Source organism: Fusobacterium sp. (assembly GCF_030528405.1).
In the GTDB taxonomy this organism is placed as follows: Bacteria; Fusobacteriota; Fusobacteriia; order Fusobacteriales; family Fusobacteriaceae; genus Fusobacterium.
Genome location: NZ_JAUMYY010000037.1, coordinates 1 through 17,302, shown reverse-complemented (window position 1 = coordinate 17,302; position 17,302 = coordinate 1). Strand labels below are relative to the sequence as shown.

19 protein-coding genes are annotated in these 17,302 nt (G+C 27.9%); 8 read left to right on the top strand and 11 right to left on the bottom strand.

Annotation, left to right across the window (positions count from 1 at the left end):
• The coding region (locus tag Q4A58_RS06620; protein WP_303117689.1) for a copper homeostasis protein CutC at window positions 1–647 on the bottom strand (647 nt) is incomplete at its 3' end.
• A gap of 9 nt (window positions 648–656) precedes the next feature.
• Window positions 657–1,442 (bottom strand): glutamate racemase, encoded by a 786-nt coding sequence (gene murI / locus Q4A58_RS06615; RefSeq protein ID WP_303117687.1) that lies wholly within the window; start codon window positions 1,440–1,442, stop codon window positions 657–659.
• Between the two features lie 202 nt (window positions 1,443–1,644).
• Between murI and mutL the strand changes: the two genes are divergently transcribed.
• From mutL to Q4A58_RS06575, 8 genes are all read left to right on the top strand, one after another.
• Window positions 1,645–3,564: a DNA mismatch repair endonuclease MutL gene (gene mutL, locus Q4A58_RS06610; protein ID WP_303117685.1), complete on the top strand. Its 1,920-nt coding sequence runs from the start codon at window positions 1,645–1,647 to the stop codon at window positions 3,562–3,564.
• A gap of 32 nt (window positions 3,565–3,596) precedes the next feature.
• Entirely contained in the window at window positions 3,597–4,064 is a 468-nt protein-coding gene (locus Q4A58_RS06605; protein ID WP_303117682.1) for a 23S rRNA (pseudouridine(1915)-N(3))-methyltransferase RlmH, read from the top strand.
• A gap of 32 nt (window positions 4,065–4,096) precedes the next feature.
• A complete protein-coding gene (locus Q4A58_RS06600) occupies window positions 4,097–4,438 on the top strand; it encodes a hypothetical protein (RefSeq protein ID WP_303117680.1) in 342 nt (113 codons plus the stop codon).
• Window positions 4,410–4,820 carry a hypothetical protein gene (locus Q4A58_RS06595; protein WP_303117678.1) on the top strand — a complete coding sequence of 137 codons (411 nt, stop codon included), beginning with the start codon at window positions 4,410–4,412 and terminating at the stop codon, window positions 4,818–4,820. The genes Q4A58_RS06600 and Q4A58_RS06595 overlap by 29 nt, the downstream gene beginning before the upstream one ends.
• A 24-nt stretch (window positions 4,821–4,844) precedes the next feature.
• The gene (locus Q4A58_RS06590; RefSeq protein WP_303117676.1) at window positions 4,845–6,101 is read left to right on the top strand and encodes a tol-pal system YbgF family protein; all 1,257 of its coding nucleotides are present in this window, start codon (window positions 4,845–4,847) and stop codon (window positions 6,099–6,101) included.
• Between the two features lie 14 nt (window positions 6,102–6,115).
• Window positions 6,116–7,597, top strand: coding sequence for a lysine--tRNA ligase (gene lysS, locus Q4A58_RS06585; RefSeq protein ID WP_303117674.1), 1,482 nt, complete (start codon window positions 6,116–6,118; stop codon window positions 7,595–7,597).
• 69 nt (window positions 7,598–7,666) lie between these two features.
• Window positions 7,667–8,041 (top strand): CidA/LrgA family protein, encoded by a 375-nt coding sequence (locus Q4A58_RS06580; protein ID WP_303117672.1) that lies wholly within the window; start codon window positions 7,667–7,669, stop codon window positions 8,039–8,041.
• Entirely contained in the window at window positions 8,022–8,714 is a 693-nt protein-coding gene (locus Q4A58_RS06575) for an LrgB family protein (protein WP_303117670.1), read from the top strand. The genes Q4A58_RS06580 and Q4A58_RS06575 overlap by 20 nt, the downstream gene beginning before the upstream one ends.
• 225 nt (window positions 8,715–8,939) lie before the next feature.
• On the opposite strand, the gene Q4A58_RS06570 is transcribed toward Q4A58_RS06575, so the two are convergent.
• From Q4A58_RS06570 to Q4A58_RS06530, 9 genes are all read right to left on the bottom strand, one after another.
• Window positions 8,940–9,617, bottom strand: coding sequence for an N-acetylmannosamine-6-phosphate 2-epimerase (locus Q4A58_RS06570; protein ID WP_303117668.1), 678 nt, complete (start codon window positions 9,615–9,617; stop codon window positions 8,940–8,942).
• A 44-nt stretch (window positions 9,618–9,661) separates the two neighbouring features.
• The gene (locus tag Q4A58_RS06565) at window positions 9,662–10,534 is read right to left on the bottom strand and encodes an N-acetylneuraminate lyase (protein ID WP_303117666.1); all 873 of its coding nucleotides are present in this window, start codon (window positions 10,532–10,534) and stop codon (window positions 9,662–9,664) included.
• Between the two features lie 47 nt (window positions 10,535–10,581).
• Window positions 10,582–11,037, bottom strand: a complete 456-nt coding sequence (locus Q4A58_RS06560) for a YhcH/YjgK/YiaL family protein (RefSeq protein WP_303117664.1) — start codon at window positions 11,035–11,037, stop codon at window positions 10,582–10,584.
• Between the two features lies 1 nt (window position 11,038).
• Window positions 11,039–11,920 (bottom strand): ROK family protein, encoded by an 882-nt coding sequence (locus Q4A58_RS06555; protein ID WP_303117662.1) that lies wholly within the window; start codon window positions 11,918–11,920, stop codon window positions 11,039–11,041.
• An 84-nt stretch (window positions 11,921–12,004) separates the two neighbouring features.
• Window positions 12,005–13,855, bottom strand: coding sequence for a TRAP transporter large permease subunit (locus Q4A58_RS06550; RefSeq protein WP_303117693.1), 1,851 nt, complete (start codon window positions 13,853–13,855; stop codon window positions 12,005–12,007).
• Window positions 13,856–13,879: 24 nt separating this feature from the next.
• Window positions 13,880–14,863: a sialic acid TRAP transporter substrate-binding protein SiaP gene (locus Q4A58_RS06545; RefSeq protein ID WP_303117660.1), complete on the bottom strand. Its 984-nt coding sequence runs from the start codon at window positions 14,861–14,863 to the stop codon at window positions 13,880–13,882.
• Between the two features lie 66 nt (window positions 14,864–14,929).
• Complete coding sequence (locus Q4A58_RS06540) at window positions 14,930–15,931, bottom strand: LacI family DNA-binding transcriptional regulator (RefSeq protein WP_303117658.1); 1,002 nt, start codon at window positions 15,929–15,931, stop codon at window positions 14,930–14,932.
• A 193-nt stretch (window positions 15,932–16,124) separates the two neighbouring features.
• Window positions 16,125–16,619, bottom strand: a complete 495-nt coding sequence (locus Q4A58_RS06535; protein WP_303117691.1) for a hypothetical protein — start codon at window positions 16,617–16,619, stop codon at window positions 16,125–16,127.
• A gap of 412 nt (window positions 16,620–17,031) precedes the next feature.
• On the bottom strand, window positions 17,032–17,302 hold a 271-nt coding region (locus Q4A58_RS06530; RefSeq protein ID WP_303117656.1), incomplete at its 5' end, for a hypothetical protein.

Below are 17,302 nucleotides of genomic sequence, written 5' to 3'. Positions count from 1 at the left end.
ACTTTTTTTAATTTTTCTTCGTCAAGCTTTAAGTAAAAACCAAAAGATGAATTTATCTTCTTAGAAAAAGTTCCATGTATTTGTAAAGGAAAAAATTTTCTAAAATTATTTTCATTTATACCAGAACCAGCTAAAATTTCACAGTTTGTTTTTAAATTTTTAATGTTATTTAAACCTTTTTCAGCATTTTCTTCGTGACCACTTGTCAATATTCTTGTTACGCCAAGCTCATCTAAAAGTTTAACACTCTCTTCATAATTTTCAGTACAATCTATTGCTCTGTGAAATACAAACTCTTTCCCCGCTTTTATAGTTAAATCTAAAACTTCCTTTGTTTGCTCAACATTTATTTTATTCTCCTTTGTAAGAGAGCCGAAAACTATGCCATCTGTATAATTTAATAAATTCTTTAAACAGTCTAAATGTAGTTTATGTTCCTGCTCTGTATAATAAAAATCTCCTGCTCTACATCTAAGCATTGACATTACAGGAATATCTGTGCTTTCTTTAACTCTTTTTAAAATTTCAATTGAAGGACTTAACCCTCCTATTTCTATAGCTGTAACTAGTTCTATTCTATCAACAATATCTCTATATCTATTTAATATTTCTATGTCATCTACATTTTGTAAACAAATTTCTAACATAACTTCCTCCTATTTTATACCTAACATTTCATCTAATCTTTTTAAATATCTTTTTAAACGCAGTAGTTCTCCTTCTTTATTTACTTTTCTATTGGAATAATAAAATTCTACTTCTCTTTCTTTATTATCCTCTAAAAGTTCTCTTGATGATAGTTCTACAAAAAGTTTATTTACAGTTCCCTCATTACCGTCTAAAAGAGTTATATGCTGAGGTAAAATTTTTCTTAAACTATCTTTAAAATAATTAAAGTGAGTACAGCCTAAAACTACTGATGAATATTCTTCCAATTTAAAATTTTCCAATTCTTTCAATAAATAATTATAGACTTCTTCATCATTAAAAATTTCATTTTCAGCAAAACTAACTAATTTTGGCAAAGCAATTAAATCAACTAAATTTTCTTTGTCAACTCTAGTAATAAGATCCTGTAATTTTTTTCCTCTGACAGTCAAAGGAGTTGCTATGACTAAAATTCTTTTATTTCCATAAAAATCAATAGCTTTCTTAACTGCAGGTTCCATTCCAATAAGTGGAAGTGAATACTTGTCCCTCATCTCCTGAATAGCTGCACTCGTTGCAGTATTACAAGCTATAACAATGGCTTTTATACCTTTAGCTAGCATATGTTCTATAGCTCTATCCATAAGATTTATTATTTCTCCCTTTGTTTTAACTCCATAAGGAACATTATCAGAATCGGCATAGTATAAAAAATTTTCTTTAGGAAATTTCTTCAAAGCTAAATGAAGAACTGAAAGTCCACCTATGCCTGAATCAAAAACAGCTATTTTCATTTTTTCCTTCCTTTACAAATAATTTATTTAAATTTTTATTATTAAAATTAAATCTACTTTAAAAAGTAGTTAATTGTTATTATAATAACATAAAATGAAAATTAAAAAAATAAACTTTTAATATTTTCTATATTTTTACTTAATAGATTATAGAATTATGGTATAATGGAGTATAATGAATTTTAATACTGGAGGTTTTAAAATGGCAGTGATAAAAATTTTAGATGAAAGTGTTTCCAATGCAATAGCTGCTGGAGAAGTTGTAGAAAATCCTACTAGTATGATTAAGGAACTTATTGAAAATTCTCTCGATGCTGGGAGTACAGAAATAAAAATTGAAGTTAGAAATGGTGGATTGGATCTCACTATTTCTGATAATGGTTGTGGAATGGAAAAAGAAGACTTATTACTTTCAATTGAAAGACATGCTACAAGTAAAATTTCTACCAAGGAAGATTTATTTAAAATAATGACCTACGGTTTTAGAGGAGAAGCTCTCTCTTCTATAAGTGCTGTTTCAAAAATGATACTTTCATCAAGAACTAATAATATGGAGAACGGAGTACAAATAAATGTTTTAGGAGGAAAGGTAAGTGCTTTAAAAGAAATATCCAAAAATGTAGGAACTCATATAGAAATAAAAGATTTATTTTATAACACTCCTGCAAGACTTAAATTTTTAAGAAAGGCAAATACTGAATATATAAATATAAAAGATATAGTTATGAAGGAAGCTCTTGCAAACTCTGGAGTAAAATTTTTGCTTACAATTGATGGAAAAGAAAGTATAAGAACAAGTGGAAATGGTTTAGATAATGCTGTTCTTGAAATTTTTGGAAAAAATTACTTAAAAAATTCGCAAAGATTCTCTTTAGGTCTTTTAGGAAATGCTGAACTTTTTAAAGCTAGTAGAGATTCTATCTTTGTTTTTATAAATGGAAGAGCTGTTAAGTCTAAGTTAGTTGAGGATGCCGTTATAGATGCTTATCATACAAAACTTATGAAGGGAAAATATCCCTTTGCAGTAATATTTTTAAATCTTAATCCTGCTGATATAGATGTAAATGTCCACCCTTCTAAAAAAATTATAAAATTTTCCAATAATGCCGAAATTTATCAATTAGTTAAAAGTGAAATTGGAAGATCTTTTGAAGATGATGAAGACTTTATATCAGCACATATAGTAAAAGATTCAAATGCTTTTAATGATTTAAATTTAGATTCTAATTCTAATCCAAATAATAATTTAATAAAAAAAGATTCTAAGAGCAACTTATTGAGCATAGATACTTTCAAAAAAGAGCTTTCATTAGAAAAAGAAAAATACAATGATGCAGCTCAATTATCTTCTATAGATAGGGATGAATTTAAAAATCTATCTAATTTAAATGCTAGTTATACTTCAAAAATAGACATATCAAATAGTGGAAAGACTGAAAATAAAATTTTAGAAGTTAAAGAAGATATAGAGTTAAAGAAAAATTTTGAAAATAAATATGTTTTTAAAAATGATGATACAAGCAGAGGGATAATATTCGATGATGTAAATTCTTTAAAAAATGTTGATTTCAAAGTGATTGGACAGCTTTTTGATAGTTTTATTTTAGTGGAAAGAAATTCTTTACTTGAAGTATATGATCAGCATATAATACATGAGAGAATCTTATATGAAAAATTAAAACAGGAATATTACAACAAATCAATGACTAAACAAAATTTACTAGTCCCAATAAGAATAAACTTAGATCCTAGAGAAAAACAAATCGTTTTAGATAATTTAGAGACTTTTTCATTATTCGGCTTTGAAATTGATGATTTTGATAGAAGTGAAATACTTATTAGAACAACACCTGTTATGGATTTAAGGGACAGTTATGAAAATATTTTAAAAAATATATTGGGAAATATTATAAAAAATAAAGATGAAGATATAAGGGAAAATATAATCATTTCTATGTCCTGTAAAGGAGCAATAAAGGCAAATCATAAGTTAACTATGGATGAAATGTATTCTATGGTTGCTAAATTACATGAAGTTGGAGAGTATACCTGTCCACATGGAAGACCAATAATAGCAAAACTCTCTCTTTATGATTTAGAAAAACTTTTTAAAAGAAAATAGTTGAAAATTTATTAAAGAAGAGGTATATTTTATTGAATATATATGTTATTTGTATAGGGAAAGTAAAAGAGGGGTATATAATTGAAGGTATTCAAGAGTTTTCTAAACGAATGAAAAAATTTGTCAATCTAGAAATAATTGAATTAAAAGAGTTTACTAAAGAGTCCAAAATTGAGCTTTGTATAAAAAAAGAAAGTGATGAAATTCTTAAATATCTTTCTAAAATTAATTCCTACGAAATTTTATTAGATTTAACTGGAAGAGAGTTTGACTCTGTAGCTATGTCCACTTATATTGAGGATTTGAAAAATAGTGGAGTTAGTAATATCAGCTTTATAATAGGCGGTTCAGATGGTGTTTCTCAGGAGCTAAAAAAGAAAGTAAAATTAAAACTTAAGTTTTCAAATTTTACTTTTCCCCATCAACTTATGAGATTAATTTTTATGGAACAACTCTACAGATGGTTTGCCATTTCAAATAATATAAAATATCACAAGTAAACATTATTTTATTAAGGAGGGAATGATACTAGATGTATTCACAGGGGGACATTTTTTATTATAATTACGATGGAGATGAATACGAACTAAATGTTCTTGAAAATTTTATTTTAGATAGTAAAGAGTATATTATCACTGAGGACCATGATGGGGATATTCATGTATTTTTTTATGATGAAGATGAGGAGGACTTACTTTTAGTTGATGATAGAGATGAAAAAAAAGCAGCCATAGCTTATTGGAGAAATGAGTGCCTTCTAAATGAAGATATTGATGATTTTGAAGATGATGAATATTATGATAGAGAAGATGAACTTCTGAATAAAGATTTTGACAGAGAATTTGATGAAGAATATGAAAATAACTACTATTAACAAAAAACTTATTATTAAAACAGAAGACAGCTTTGGAGAAAAAACATTTGAAATTGTTAAAGCATTGTGTGAAAATGATTATTTAGGAAATTATAGATCCTACTATTATAAAAGTAAGTATGGAGATTGTAAAATATGCTTTGTAAATAATATTTTAACCATAGATAGAAAAGGAATTTTTAATAATAGTTTTGAAATTTTTTTTAATGGAATAAAAAATAAGTTTCTTTATGAAACAGATATGATTAAGGAGGAATTTTACTCTCTTGGTGAAACTATTTCTTTTGATGCAACTAAAAAGGTATTTTCTTTTAGCTACAAACTTCTTGATCTAAATTATTCCGAATTGAATAGAATTTCTATTTCAATAAAAGAAATTTAAATTTATATTTTTAAGGAGGTAGCAATGAAAATTTTTAAAAAAATATCTATTATATTTTCTATAATACTACTTACAAGTTGTACAAGCTTAAAAACTAATTCTTTAAAAGGAATTACAGATATTTTAGGACTTGATAATACTGAAAAAGAAGGCTCTTCTGTTGATAACACAAAAAAACAAGATGAATTTATCCAAGAAAATGTAATTTTAACGGACGAGAATGTTTCTGAGTATTTAAATATTGTAAAGGAAAGATTAAAAAAATCTGAAAAAAGAATTGTAGATTCAACAGAAAATAACTATAAAGTTCTTGTTGGAGAATATTTAATAACTCCTTTTAATAAAGGAACTGTTGCAAAAGTTATCAACGCTCCTAAAAATACAAATACAAGAGTAAAATTAGAAGGAACTAACTTAATATTTAGAACAATTTACAGAGGAAATTATGCTGTTGCACTTTATGATGGAAGTAGTCTAGTTAGAAAAATAAACATAAGCGCTCTCACTAAATTTAATTTTTCAGAAGACAATATTTATTCTATAATACTTGCAAATTCTGAGAAAAAAACAAAGATTCTAGAAAATGCTATATCACTTTATAAAATTTATTATCCAAATGGTGTAAATGTAAGAAAAGTTAATTATTTCTTATTAGATTATGCTCATAGCAAAAAAGACAAAGCTATGATAATTGAAGCCTTAGAATCTTTAAAAACAGAGATTGAAAACTTTAATGATAATCAAAAAATTCTTATTTTACAAGCCGCTAGATTGACTAATAAAGATATATTTATTCCTGCGAGCTTATATAGAACCAAAAATACTGAATTGGAAAAAGAACTTGGAGCATATTTAAAAAGTAAAAATGTACTGGATAAAAAGGATGTTGTATTTTTAGAAAAAACAAGTGCAAGTGAAAATTCTGAGGATCGAAATACAACACTAGAAAAAATAAGCTCTTGGTATAAAAATAATGGTGATGTATCCAAAGCTAAAAATTTAGAAGATAAGACTACTAATGCAAAGGTAGAAAGTCTTTATGATATTGCAATTAGAAATATGAACTCTAATCCTAAGCTTGCAATAGATAACTTTAAAAAATCTTTAGCAAATGAAAAAAATAAAAATAGAAGAGCTGAAACATACTATAATATAGCAAATTCTTATCTAAAATTAGGAAATAAAGTTGAAGCACTTAAATACCTTACTCTTATTAAACAAGAATTTGTTGGCAGTGACTGGGTAAAGAAAAGCGAATTACTAATAAATACAATCAAATAAATTTAGGAGGAAATATGGAAAGATATATTGATAGATTTGAGAGAGAACCTCTTATTGCTGAAAGATGGAAAAAAATAGAAGAATTAGAAAATTCAGGCATAAAAGCTTTTAGAGCCAAATATGATAAAAAAAATATGATAGGAGATATATTAAAGCATAAACCTGAAGAAAGTTTAAAATTTAAAACTGCTGGAAGACTTATGTCACTTAGAGGAAAAGGAAAAACTTACTTTGGTCATATAGAAGACCAAAGCGGAAAAATTCAAATTTACATCAGAAAAGATGAATTAGGCGATGAGTTATTTAATAAAGTTGTAAAAATGCTAAATGTTGGAGATATAATTGGAGTTGAAGGAGAACTTTTTATAACTCATACCGAAGAACTTACTTTAAGGGCTGCTGATATTGCTCTACTTACTAAAAATGTCAGAGCTCTACCAGAAAAATATCATGGTCTTACTGATGTAGAAATTAGATATAGAAAAAGATATCTAGATTTAATAATGAATAAGGAAGTCAGAGATACATTTATAAAGAGAACTCAAATTATAAAATTAGTTAGAAAATATTTAGATGATAGAGGTTTTTTAGAAGTAGAAACTCCTATAATGCACCCTATTTTAGGTGGTGCTGCTGCAAGACCTTTTATTACACATCATAATACTTTAGATATAGACTTATATCTAAGAATCGCGCCAGAATTATATTTAAAAAGACTTATTGTAGGTGGCTTTGAAAAAGTTTATGATTTAAATAGAAATTTTAGAAATGAGGGTATATCAACTCGTCATAATCCAGAATTTACTATGGTTGAATTATACCAGGCACATGCAGATTTCAATGATATGATGGATTTAACTGAAGGACTAATTACAACAATTTCTAAAGAAATAAATGGAACAACTGAACTAACTTATGATGGTGTAGACTTAAAACTTGAAAACTTTGCAAGAGTACATATGGTAGATTTAATAAAAGAAGTTACAGGCATCGATTTTTGGCAGAAAATGAGTTTCGAAGAAGCTAAAAAAATAGCTAAAGAGCACCACGTAGAAGTAGCTGAGCATATGAATAGTGTAGGGCATATAATAAATCAATTCTTTGAGGAAAAATGTGAAGAAAAAGTAATTCAACCGACATTTGTCTATGGTCATCCAGTTGAAATTTCTCCTCTAGCTAAGAGAAACCCAGAAGATTCAAGATTTACTGATAGATTTGAACTATTTATAAATAAAAGAGAATATGCTAATGCCTTTACAGAACTAAATGATCCAGCTGATCAAAGAGGGAGATTTGAAGCTCAGGTTGAAGAGGCTAAGCGTGGAAATGATGAGGTCCCTCCAGTAGTGGATGATGATTATGTAGAAGCCCTTGAATATGGAATGCCTCCTACAGGTGGACTTGGAATAGGAATAGACAGATTGGTGATGCTTATAACTGGTGCTCCATCAATAAGAGATGTTATTTTATTTCCACAAATGAAACCAAGAGATTAAAATCCACTTGGCTGTTGCAAATTAAATTTTAAAATGCAACAGCCTCTATTAATTTTAAAGGAGTAATAAATGTTAAGCGAATTTATAATTATTTTTATAATAAATTATACTGGAATAATTATTTCGAATATTTTTAATCTTCCTATTCCTGGAACAATTGTAGGAATGATTTTATTTTTCATACTTTTACATACCAAAATATTGAAGGCTGAAAAAGTTGAAAATGCTGTCAATGTTTTATTATTAAATATGACTATACTTTTTCTGCCACCAGCAGTAAAAATAATCGATAAGGCTGATATGCTAGACGGGCAATTTATAAAAGTTTTAATACTTATAGTTTTTACAACTTTCATTACTATGGGAGTCACAGGAAAAATAGTTCAATTTATGATAGAGTTAATGGAAAAAAGGAGAATAAAAAATGAAAGAAATAATAGTTAGCGAAGCTTTTTTTGGAATTTTAATAAGCTATGTCGCTTTTGAAATTGGTAAGTTTATATTTAAAAAAACTCAATCTCCAATTTTTAATCCACTTTTAATAGGAACGACTCTAGTCATATTAATTTTAAAAATTTTTAATATAAGTACAGAAAGTTATTTTAAAGGGGCTGGTCTTATAACATTTTTTTTAGGTCCTGCTACGGTTGCACTATCTCTTCCTCTCTATAAGCAATGGAATTTATTTAAAAAATATTTTATACCAGTAATGACAGGAGCAGTTATAGGCTCATTTGTTGGAGTAATTTCAGTTATTTTTCTAGGAAAAATTTTAGATATAGATAAGGCTTTACTCTATTCTTTTATACCTAAATCTATAACAACTCCCATTGGAATAGAAGTGAGTACAATGATTGGTGGTATTCCTTCTCTAACAGTTTTAAGTATAATCTTAACTGGAATTACTGGAAATGTCACAGCACCTTTTATATGTAAAATTTTTAGAATAAAACATTCTGTTGCCAAGGGGATAGGAATAGGAGTAGCAAGTCATGCCGTAGGAACCTCAAGAGCTATGGAGATGGGAGAAATAGAAGGTTCAATGAGTGCACTTTCCATTGTTTTTGCAGGAATATTAACTCTTATCTGGGCACCAATTTTAAAATTTTTAGTTTAAAAAAATGCTGTTGCAAATCTTTTTATAAAAAAATAAGTAAAAAATAAGTGAATTACATCTAAATTTTAATTTAAAAATTGAAGGAAATGAGCCGAGCAAATGTCGGTATGTCTGAGCGAAGCGAGTTACCGAATTTGCAGCGAATGTCAATTTTTAAATATTAAGAAATTTAGCCAGTAATGAGCTATTTTTTACTTATATAATTAATTACAACAGCATTTTTATTTATTTTTTCATTTCATCTACAAATTTCTTAGTTATTTGCTGAGGTCTTGTTATAGCTCCTCCTACAACAACAGCATAGGCACCCAAATCAAGTGCTGCTTTAGCTTTTTGGGGTGTGTCAATATTTCCTTCTGCTATTACAGGAATATTAACTGCTTCTATTACTTTTTTTAATTCTTCAAGAGGAGAATTTCCTCTTGTATAATCTGTGTAGCCTACAAGAGTTGTCCCAACTACATCAAAACCAATTTTTTCTGCTAAAATTGCCTCATCAACAGAAGATATATCTGCCATTAATAGTTGTTCAGGGTATTTTTCTTTAATTTCTCTAATCAAATCTTCTAAATTTTTTCTATCAGGTCTTTCCCTCTTTGTAGCATCTATTGCTATTATATCTACACCTTCATTTACTAATTCTTCTGTTTCTTTAATTGTTGGTGTAATATACACATTACAATCTCCATACACTTTTTTTATTATACCTATAATTGGAAGATTGACATTTTTTTTTATTTCCTGAATATCTGCAACTGTATTTGCTCTAATTCCACTAGCTCCTCCTACAAATGCTGCATAAGCCATTCTTCCCATAATATATGAACTATGTAATGGCTCATCTTCCAATGCCTGACAAGAAACTATAAGTTTCCCTTTTATCTTTTCCAATATTTTATTCATAAATACTCCCTAAATTTGAAATAATAAAATATATTAAATTTTTTTTAATTAGCTAAATATTTATTATATAATTCTTTTGCAAAGGCTACTTGTTTTTCATCTATTTTTTTCATCGGCTTTCTACAATAGCCAGCATCTACACCTTGAAGCTTCATAATTTCCTTGATTGTTTGATATAAACCGTTAGATAAAATTCCCTCTATTAAATCATTCGTTACATTTTGAACTTTTAAAGCTTCTTCAATTTTTCCTGCCTTTGTTAAACTTAAAATTTCTTTAGCCCTAGGTCCGTTTATATTGAAAGTACTTCCTATTGCTCCATCAATTCCCATTACAGCAGCAGGTAATAACATTTCATCAAACCCGGAAAAAATAAGTTTATCAGGAAATGCTTTTCTTATTCTCTCTAATAAATAAAAATCTCCTGCAGTAAATTTAACTCCTATTATTTTTTCATTTTCAAATAATTCTGCAAATTGTGACACGTTTATATTAACACCAGTTAAAAAAGGTATAGAATAGACAACCATATTATTCCCTGTTTCTCTAACTATAGTTTCATAATAGTTTTTTATTTCAGAAAAATCAAATTTATAATAAAAAGGTGTTACTGCTGATAGACATTTGTATCCTAGTTTTGTTGCATATTTACCTAGTTCCACAGCCTCATATAAATTTATACTCCCTACTTGAGCTATTAAATGAACACTATCTTTAGCTTCATCAATAGCTATTTCAAATACTTTTTTCTTCTCATCAGTAGAAATCATAAAGTTTTCTCCTGTACTTCCACCAACATATAGTCCATCAACTTTCATCTTGTCTATATTATGTCTAACTATTTCTCTTAAACCTCTTTCATTAATACTTCCATCTTCATTATAAGGCACCATTAGTGCTGAATAAATACCTCTCATTTCTTCCTCCGTATATTTTTATTTATTGTTATATTTTATCAAAATTATTATATTTCAACTTTAAAAATAACTTTTTTAATTTCTTTTTCTTTTCCAACTTTTAAAAGAGCTATATGTGCTTCATATGGGAAAATAATTAAAAATTTTTCCTTATCTAAATAAAATTCTGTCTGTATATCTCCCTTCATCAAAGCATAATCATTCTCAATATCAAATTTTTTTGTTTCTATAAGAGAATTAAATGCTGAATAGCCGATACTCTCTTCTCCCTCAAGAACAATATGAATATCTATATATTTTTTATGATATTCAAGCTCAAGCCCATTTTTATCTCTTGTAATTGCTTTTTCTGGGCAATTGAAATAGATAATATCTCCATCTATTTCATTTTTTCCAAAATGATTATCTTTATATTTTTTTTCACTTATATATTCTATAGCTTTATCCAAATTTTTTGATAATCCCTTATATATCTTTATATCTTTAATTTCCCCGTAAATCATATTACTCCTCTAATTTATTTATTTTTTTTAAAAGTAAATAAGTGGCTCCTATCATTCCTGAGCTATTGCCCAATTCAGCAAAATGAATATTTAAGTTCTGCTTAAATATAGGACTTATTTTTTTATTAAGACTTACTTTGATTCTATTTAAAAGATGTTCTCCCTGTTTTGTAACTCCTCCTCCCAGTACAATATCTGATGGATTAAAAGCATAAATTATTGAAGACAGTCCATCTGTAATATTATCTATCCATTCATCTATGACATCCTTGTATTCCTGAAAGCCTTCTTTTTCTAAAGTAAAAATTTCTTTTCCATTTAAATTCTTACCTATTCTTTCTTTAACCATTTTAACTAAAGCACTTGTAGACGCATATTGTTCATACTTACCCTTTTTGATTTGAATATGCCCAAACTCACCAGCAACAAAATTTTCTCCCCTAAATAATTTATTATTTAAGATAATTCCACCACCTATGCCTGTTCCAATAGTTAAACAAATAAAGCTTTTTAAGCTTTTTGCTACACCTTTCCATTTTTCACCAAGAGCAGCACAATTAACATCGTTTTCAAGAATAACAGGTAAAGAATACTTTTCTTCTAAAAGCCTAACTAAATTTGTCCCTATCCACCCTGGAATAATCGGATTTCCACCTATAACTTGACCAATTTCTCCATTTATTTGACCAGTTCCTGAAATAGCAATACCTAAAATAAGTTCATTTTTATAATTGTTTTTTATAAAATCAATTTTTTCTAGTAAATTTTTGATTCCTTTTTCTGCTTCTGTACTTATTTCACTACTTTCTAGAACTTCTCCATTTAAAGAAACAAGACCATACTTTATAAGTGTTCCACCAATATCAATTGCTAAAATTTTCATTGTAAAACTCCTCAAATTTTATGGGGCTGTTGCAAATATAATATTTCCTAATTTACACAACAACCCCAAGCATTTAATTTTAATTTATCCCATTATTAAATTAGGTAAAAATGTTACAAGTTCTGGGAATATAGTTATAATAACTAAAGTTATAAATATCGGCAGCAAGAAAGGAATAACCCCTTTTGTTACTGTACTTACGCTCATTTTACCTACTTGAGCAACTACAAATAATGCCATTCCCATAGGTGGAGTTAAAATACCTATCATCATATTAAGTGTAGACATAACTCCAAAAAATACTAAATCTATTCCAACTTGTTGAGCTACAGGTATAAGCATAGGTAGGACTAAAAATTGTAATGCAAGTGCATCAATAAACATACCTAAAAATAATAGAAGTAAATTTATCATTATAAGGACTGTTATTTGAGAGTTGGCAAATTTTATAAATATTTCTGCAATTCTCATAGCTATCTGTTCTCTTGCTATGATATCCCCGAAGAAAGTTACTGTCATTATCATTAAACAAGTTACTCCACTTATTGCAACCGCTTCTATACAATGTTGAAATAAAGATTTTAGAGTTAACTCTTTATAAATAAATGCTCCTAAAAATGTAGAATAAAGTGCTGCAATAACTGCTGCTTCAGTTGGAGTAAACAGTCCTGAAAATATTCCTCCAATTATTAAAAGTGGAGTAAGTAATGCCCAGAATGATTCTTTAAAAGCTTTCCATCTTTCGCTAGATGTAGCTTTCTTAGCTCTTTTATAGCCTCTTTTTTTACAGATAAAGTAATTCATTGTCATAAGAGCAACTGTTGTTAAAAAGCCCGGAATAAAACCGCCTAAAAACAATCTGGCAATTGATTCATTAGCAATTACTCCATAAATAATCATTGATATGCTAGGTGGAACTAAGGGCCCTATAATGCAAGATGCAGCTGTTAATCCACCACAGATATCATCTTCATATCCTTCATCCTTCATTGCCTTTATTTCTAATTGCCCAAGCCCGCCGGCATCAGCTATAGCCGAGCCTGACATTCCGGAAAATATAAGACTTGCCGCAACATTTACATGTCCCATTCCTCCAGTATAATGACCGAGCATAGCTTTAGCAAAATTAAATATTCTTTCAGTAATTCCAGAACCATTCATAAGTATTCCTGTAAGTATAAAGAAAGGGACACTCAATAAACTGAAACTATCTAAACTATATACTAATTTATCTGCTGCAAAATATGCAACCTTCCATCTGGTCAAGGCAAAATATAAAATTGTGGCTATCAACAGTGACCAACCGACCGGCATTCCTAAAAACATTATTATCAGCCAACCGGTCAATGCATAGTATATAACTGAATCTCCTACTGAAATATAATTTGAAAGCCTAAAAATTTTTAGTAAATCAGGTTTAAATATTGTAATTATAACTAAGATAATTATTATTGCCAACATAACAACAGGCTTAAAAGATACTTTACCTTCATTGTAACTATCAATATATGCTTGATAAAATCTTATAAGCATTAAAATTGTTATAAGTGGTAAAGATAAATACATCCATTTTAATGATATACCTAAAGATACTATTTGAATTTCTTCCTTTTTTAAAAATAAATCATAACCAAAATATAGAAAGAAAAGTAAGCATCCTAAAATTGCTATTTGTAAAAAAGTTGATACAATTTTTTTCATTTTTGGGGGAAATTTATCATAGAGAAAATCTATATAAATATGCTGCCTATTTCTAATTCCTAAACTTACACCCAACATACCCACATATACAAATATAAGTCTTGCTAATTCTTCACTCCAAGTAAGAGGTGAACCTAGTATTTGTCTTGAGAAAATTTGAACAATAAGAATAGCAAACATAAGCATAAACAAGCTTCCAGCTAACCATTCTTCAAGTTTATTAAATATTTTCATCATATTCCCTGCTTTCATTAATTATTATCTAACAGAATCTATAGCTTTTATAGCATCTTCTCCTACTTTTCCATTTTTCTTTATATATTCGTCATAGAAAGGTTTCATTGCTGCTTTAAATTCATCTAAATTAGGTTCAGTTATAGTCACTCCATTTTGTTTAAAGAAATCTTTTAAGTTTGCTTCTTCTTCCATAAATAATTTAGTGTGATAGTCAGCTGCAACTTGGGCTGCTTCTCTTACAACTTTTTGTAAATTTTCCGGTAATTCTTCCATAGTTATATTACTTACTAAATATAGCTGATCATTTAATATATGATTTGTCATAGCTAAATATTTTTGAACTTCATAAAATTTTTGAGCCTTTATTGTTGAAAGTGGATTTTCTTGAGCCTCAACAGCATTAGTTTTTAAAGAAATATATACTTCAGAAAATGCCATTGGTGTAGGAGCTGCTCCACTATATTTAGCATAAGCAAGGTTAGCTGCTGCACCCGGTACTCTTAATTTTAAGCCTTTCATATCTGCAAGAGATTTTATTGCTCTATTTGAAGTTGTTTGTCTTGTTCCATTGTATGCTTGAGCAAGAACTGTCATTCCTTTTTTATCATGTAATTTTTTATATAAGTCTTTTCCGAATTGAGTTGCTGTAGCTTTTTTCATATGTTCAAAGTCTTTTATCATATAAGGCAATGTGTATACTTCCGCTTCTGGGAAGAAAGTTGAAAATCTTCCTGTTTCAGAGAAAGTGAAATCTAAAGCGCCACCTTCTAATTGTTGCATCATAGCTAAGTCATCTTTTCCAAGTTGTGCGTTTCCATATAGCTTTAATTCTATTTCTCCTTTAGATCTCTCTTTTAGTTCCTTTGCAAAAACTTCTGCAGCCTTATATTCATTTTGTGAATTTCCAGCTGTCATTCCCATTTTTAAATTGTACTTAGCTGCAAAAGCAGATGTAGTCATTACTCCAAATAAAAGCCCCATTTTCAATAAATTCATTTTTTTCATAAATCTTTTCCTCCTAAAATTTTATAATTATAGTTTCACAAAGTAAAACTTTAAAAACTTGTTTATTTAAATTAAATTCTCTAATAAGATAATTCTAGATTCAGAAATAATATTTTTTACCTCATTTTTGGGATCTTTGTATAATATATCAAACATTATCTGACCTGCCATATAGCCTGTTTGAAATACATCATCTGCAACAGTAGCAAATATAACTCCCTGCTTTATAAGTTTTTTAATCCTATTTCCAATGCCATTGGTAACAATTAATTTATTAGATAATTTTTTTCTAGAAATTTCTTTTAATATATCTTGAGAGTATCTATTTATATAAATTGCAGAAAAGTGATTCCTATCCAACATAAAATTTAAAAATTTAATGCTATCTTCTATTCCATTTCTTCTAAAAATACCTAGTATCTTTGTATTTTTTTCTTTACATTTGTCCACAAAACCATCAAGATAAAGCTTAGAAGAAATTCTATCATCACCATTATCAATAATTAAAACTCTCTCGTCACCTCTTAAAATTTTACTGACTAAAGCAGCAGCCATTTCCCCATCTTTATAATAGTTTGGACCAATATGCGGAATATTTTTACCCAGTTCAATTCCAATAGATACAATTTTAATTTTTTCAAGATAAGGATTTAATATTTTTAAAATTTCTTTTCTATCAAGAGGAATTATAATAATTCCATCAATATAAGTTGAAGAAATTAAAACTTCTCTTAAAATTTTAATTTGCTCTTGAGGTTCATTAATATCAGTACTTATTTCTATAATTTTAAAATTATGATGTTTATATTCTTCTTTTATTTTTCTAATTCCATTTTTCATTTCATTAGTATAATAAATATTTTTAGAGTTAACTAAAAAACTATATATAATCTTTTTTTTGCTTGCAAGAGAACTACCAACAAGATTTTTCTCATAGCTCATTTCAGAAACAAGTTTTAAAATCTTTTCTTTGGTTTCTTTTTTTACATATCCACTATTGTTTATTGCTCTGGCAACTGTTGTTCTACTTATGCCTAGTTTTTCAGCTATTTTTTTCTGTGTAACCATAAATATACTCCAAAATTATAATATATGTTCTCGTGAACATATATTATAATTTTAAAATAACTTTGTCAAACTATATAAAAAATTTTCTGATAATGTACAATAACTTTAAAAATTTTGAGTTTTTTATTCAATAATCGTATATAGTAACTATAGTTTTATAAAATTTACTTTTAACTCCTCTTACTAAAAAATTTTAAAGTTCTTTTTTCTGCATAGCCTCTCTTAAAAATGGAAGTAAAGAGCGTGTTATAATAATTTTTCTGCTCTCAATATTTAAGCACATTATCTGCCCTCTCTCCATTAAGTCATACCAACTTGTCTTGCTTATGCCAAACATCTGAACTAAATCTTTTGTGGAGCAGAACTCACCTAAATTATCCAAAAGCATAATTTCTAAAAAACTTTCTATTTCATTTTTAGGTGCCCAGTTAAAAAAATTATTAATATAAAAATCCTCTTGTGTTAGAGGATTTGATATTGGATACATATTGGTGCTGAAATTTAAGCTGTTTAAAAAAGAGGAAAGTTCATATTCTCTTCTGCCGTATCTGCTTTTTGACTTTATATTTTCGTTCTTTACAAGCATATAAATAAAAGTCAGACTTAGACCTAAGTTTTCTTGAAGTTTTTTTGCACTTGCATATTCTCCTATTTCCTTTCTTAAAATTTCAAAAATTACATCTTTCATAGTCATAATAAACCTCCCATAATTTTTTTAATTTTAATTCCAGTGATTAAAAAGTTTTTAGTTTTTAATAGGATTATGTGAAAGCTCATTCCCCCTTTATATTAAATTTTTGTTTTTTTTAATAAATATACCCTACTTTTTCAAAAGGGGAAAAAGTAGCAAAAACCCTTTTACGCACTGAAATTTTCAAAGTGCTATTCTATTAAAGTTTTATTATGTGAGTAAAGGCTTCGCCTTTATATCTTATTAAATTTATTTTTTCATTTTTACTTATTTAGAATTTTAAATTCTAAATCGCGGAGCTTTTATCAACTTTATATAAATTTTTTAAATTTTAAATCTTATAAAAAATAAGGGAGTACCACATCTTAAACCTCTTTAAAATGTTACACCCCCTTTATCTTAAAGTTTTTTAAAATCTATAACCCAGTCCTGTGCTAAATCTTATATCTTTTTTATCACTGCCGTGATTGAAACCGTAATCCATTTTTAAATTAAACAGAAGCCCAACTTTATTTTCAAGTCTGTATTCTGCTCCCATACTTGTTCTGCCCTTTTCTCTTGCAGGAGCCAGAATATCAAATTCTCTTCCTCCAACAACATTAGCTCTAGCAGAACTGTCTTTTGCTCCGCTCAATGCTCTTTCATATGAAGCACCAAGCACAAAGTTATGGCTTGTATTT

What these genes read in the sequence shown, in the direction of transcription:
- Q4A58_RS06540 (WP_303117658.1), bottom strand. Translation starts at nt 15,931, where the DNA reads ATGGTTACACAGAAAAAAATAGCTGAAAAACTAGGCATAAGTAGAACA.
- murI (WP_303117687.1), bottom strand. Translation starts at nt 1,442, where the DNA reads ATGAAAATAGCTGTTTTTGATTCAGGCATAGGTGGACTTTCAGTTCTT.
- Q4A58_RS06600 (WP_303117680.1), top strand. Translation starts at nt 4,097, where the DNA reads ATGTATTCACAGGGGGACATTTTTTATTATAATTACGATGGAGATGAA.
- Q4A58_RS06570 (WP_303117668.1), bottom strand. Translation starts at nt 9,617, where the DNA reads ATGAATAAAATATTGGAAAAGATAAAAGGGAAACTTATAGTTTCTTGT.
- Q4A58_RS06595 (WP_303117678.1), top strand. Translation starts at nt 4,410, where the DNA reads ATGAAGAATATGAAAATAACTACTATTAACAAAAAACTTATTATTAAA.
- Q4A58_RS06580 (WP_303117672.1), top strand. Translation starts at nt 7,667, where the DNA reads ATGTTAAGCGAATTTATAATTATTTTTATAATAAATTATACTGGAATA.
- Q4A58_RS06535 (WP_303117691.1), bottom strand. Translation starts at nt 16,619, where the DNA reads ATGAAAGATGTAATTTTTGAAATTTTAAGAAAGGAAATAGGAGAATAT.
- lysS (WP_303117674.1), top strand. Translation starts at nt 6,116, where the DNA reads ATGGAAAGATATATTGATAGATTTGAGAGAGAACCTCTTATTGCTGAA.
- Q4A58_RS06555 (WP_303117662.1), bottom strand. Translation starts at nt 11,920, where the DNA reads ATGAAAATTTTAGCAATTGATATTGGTGGAACACTTATAAAGTATGGT.
- Q4A58_RS06575 (WP_303117670.1), top strand. Translation starts at nt 8,022, where the DNA reads ATGAAAGAAATAATAGTTAGCGAAGCTTTTTTTGGAATTTTAATAAGC.
- Q4A58_RS06565 (WP_303117666.1), bottom strand. Translation starts at nt 10,534, where the DNA reads ATGAGAGGTATTTATTCAGCACTAATGGTGCCTTATAATGAAGATGGA.
- Q4A58_RS06545 (WP_303117660.1), bottom strand. Translation starts at nt 14,863, where the DNA reads ATGAAAAAAATGAATTTATTGAAAATGGGGCTTTTATTTGGAGTAATG.
- Q4A58_RS06560 (WP_303117664.1), bottom strand. Translation starts at nt 11,037, where the DNA reads ATGATTTACGGGGAAATTAAAGATATAAAGATATATAAGGGATTATCA.
- Q4A58_RS06590 (WP_303117676.1), top strand. Translation starts at nt 4,845, where the DNA reads ATGAAAATTTTTAAAAAAATATCTATTATATTTTCTATAATACTACTT.
- Q4A58_RS06550 (WP_303117693.1), bottom strand. Translation starts at nt 13,855, where the DNA reads ATGAAAATATTTAATAAACTTGAAGAATGGTTAGCTGGAAGCTTGTTT.
- mutL (WP_303117685.1), top strand. Translation starts at nt 1,645, where the DNA reads ATGGCAGTGATAAAAATTTTAGATGAAAGTGTTTCCAATGCAATAGCT.